The sequence below is a fragment of the Marinobacter sp. MBR-105 genome, from assembly GCF_053628895.1.
The window spans coordinates 1-2,957 of record NZ_JBRJHG010000041.1; the positions used below are offsets into that span (position 1 = coordinate 1).

The 2,957-nt window shown below is 54.1% G+C and carries 2 protein-coding genes and 1 pseudogene; all 3 read left to right on the plus strand.

Annotated elements, in window-relative coordinates; translation table 11 throughout:
* Positions 1-771, plus strand: a 771-nt coding sequence (locus ACSSVV_RS20800; protein WP_454106952.1) for a tyrosine-type recombinase/integrase, incomplete at its 5' end; no start/stop codon positions are given.
* Positions 653-1,757, plus strand: a pseudogene (locus ACSSVV_RS20805) (IS91 family transposase). The gene ACSSVV_RS20800 and the pseudogene ACSSVV_RS20805, both read left to right, overlap by 119 nt.
* Before the next feature lie 797 nt (positions 1,758-2,554).
* Positions 2,555-2,957 (plus strand): hypothetical protein (locus ACSSVV_RS20810; protein ID WP_454106953.1); only part of this gene is annotated, 403 nt, incomplete at its 3' end.

Here is a 2,957-nt window from a genome sequence, read left to right on the forward strand (position 1 = left end):
GCTTGCCGACTCAGAAAAACAACACCATCGACGAACTGTTGCCCCACAACTGGAAGCCGGCTACACCTGACAAGGTGTGATGGGCGGACGCTTACGGTCGGGGAGCTGCAGACCTACTTTAATTACCTCGTCCAGGAACGTTCCCTGGCGCCGGCCAGTTGTCGGCTTTACCTGCATGGCATTCGGTTTTTGTATCTGCAGGTGCTGCATTGGGCAGACTTCGACGTGAACCTGGTGCTGCCCAAGCGACCACAGCGCATTCCTGAGTTACTGACTCGTCAGGACGTTGCAAGGATAGTGGGAGCCACCAAGAACCCCAAGCATCGGGCCTTGCTGTTGATCACGTATGGCTGCGGCTTGCGAGTGAGTGAAGCCGTGGCATTGCAAGTGAAGAACATCGACGGGGAGCGCCACCTGCTTCACATCCATCAGGGCAAGGGCGGTAAGGATCGCATGGTGCCCCTGACTGACGTGCTACTCGATGTATTGCGAGCGTACTGGTGCCTTGGCCGCCCGGTACTCTGGCTGTTTCCGAGTGAAGTACTGGTTGGTCAGCACCTGACCGCCACCACGGCCCAGAAGGTTTATCGTCACGCCAAGCGACTCAGCGGCGTGCAAAGACGCGGAGGGATACACGCACTGCGCCACGCCTATGCGGGGTTCTACCCAGTTCCTCTCGACCGACTCATTGGACCGCCACCGTCGCAAGGTGTGCAGTCGACTGATGGATTGCCGCACAGCCCGGATGGGCGGTATGGAAATGCGTTGTGATCACTGCAAAGCACGAACCGTGCATTACTACGGTTGCCGGGACCGGCATTGTCCGCAATGCCAGAGTCGGGCTAGCCAACAGTGGTGTGAGCGCCAGCGTCGATCGCTACTGCCGGTACCCTACTTCCACCTGGTGTTCACCTTGCCCCACGCCCTGAATGGCTGGGTTCAGGTGCACCCGGAAGTGGTTTACCGTCGCCTGTTTGAGTCAGTTTGGAATACGCTCAGTCAGTTTGGCCATACAACCAAACACTTGCAGGGTGAGTTGGGCATGACAGCCGTGCTCCATACCTGGGGGCAGAATCTGAGTCGCCACGTTCACGTGCATTGCCTGATTCCGGGCGGGGTGCTCACAGAGGCCGGAGAATGGCATGAGGCTAAACATCAATATCTGTTTCCCCGTCAGGGCCTTGTCCCGCCGCTTTCGCGGCCGCATGGTATCGTCCCTCAGACGATCGGTCAGAACCGGCGAATTGCACAGACTCACGGAGCCTCAAGCCATCGACGACGTACTCAAAAAAGTGATGCAGCAGGATTGGGTGGTTTACGCCCGCCCTTGTCTGAATCAGGCGGAGACGGTGGTGGATTACCTGGCTCGCTACACCCACCGCATTGCTATCAGTAACGGTCGTTTGTTGTCACAGGACGGCGGCAGAATCATGATCCGCTATGTGGACTACCGGGAAGGAGGGCGCCAGAAGAGCCTGCAACTGGAAGGGGCGGAATTTGTTCGACGGTTCCTCATGCATATCCTGCCCAAGGGCTTTATGCGGATTCGTCACTTTGGTTATCTGAGTAACCGAACCCGACGTCGCAAGCTGACGGCCATTCGTCAGGCCCTTCAAAAGCCACCCGAGGTCGATGTTGAAGTCAAGAATGGCTCGGAGTCCCAACGCAGCTGGCCGTGCCCTCGATGCGAGGACGGTGTGGTTCATATGGTTCGGCAGATTCCCCGGTTTAGAGCCGTTGGTAGAGTGACGGTTTAGCCGCATTTCCTGGCGGCTTCCCGTGGGCGCTACAGTTCCTGAGGAGCTGGGTTGTGACTCGGGCTGAGGCTGGCAATGAAAGAGACAGGGGGGTAGGCTGATCCAAACCACCCAGGGATGAGGCATTTTATGGGGACCATCAGGACGATAAGCACTTCTGCAGAGTACCTTTGCGGGCCTGAACCGCCATCCCGGTATCCGTTCAAAATTTACTTTACCCTTATACATTGTGTGCTGGCATTAGTGGCAGCGGCTTAGTCCAACCCACATTTAAAGGCCATGCTGCGCACGACCATTAAATGCTTCAGTGTTAGGAGAATATTCGTCTGCTGAGTTCTTTCTCAGAAGCTAAAAAGATTCGGCCAAAGTACCAGCTCGGAATTGCGAGAGCGAAGAGGAAAAGACCCAAGATGATCGTAGGTAGCATGGGTGCTCCTGCGGCACTAGCTTCAAAAAGCGCATGCGTAGAATTCGTGAGTCCCCATCCCATGTACGTGGTAACGGGAAGAGTTCCGCAAGCGAAGAAAACCAAAAGCCAAGTAGGCATCTCTTCTTCGCGCTTGTACACCTTGCGTGTTTGCCAGGCAGAGATTGCCTGATCAAAGATCTTTCTGAATGAGGGCATCACACTAGCTCCATGTCTGCTGGGTCTATCAATCTATATCGAAGGTTGGCATGGAAGTCAAAAAATGTTTCCTAACAAGTAGTTGCAGTTCGTTCCGGCCCTACGGGCCTCCACCGGACCGGTTTTCCGTTGCACTCCAAACCGGCCGCTGAACATTGGCGTTAGGCAGTATATGAAACTTTATCTAGTTCGATTGTTCGACCCGAAAAGTGCAGAGCACTTCTTTAAAGTTGGAGTCACTAATACGTCAACAAAGCAACGTTTTTCATATGGAAGTCAAAAGGTGATCGATAGTGACCTCCCCGCGGCCGAAAAGGTGAGAACAATACTGTCGGGTGTGAAGTACATTCCTGATTGTGAATATCAAGTGGAAGAGCTGCATGTGGTTGAATACATATACGAACAAGATGCTCTGCTAGCGGAAGAGAGAATTCTCAAAGCCTTAAATCCTCTTAAATACTCCCCTAAAAAAACTCTATCTGTAGTGGTCAAGTGTTTTAGGCCACCGTCTTTTGAGTTTTCCAGTAGGCCTTCTCTGCCACATTCGGCGGCAATCCACCGTTGTGTTTGTGCGG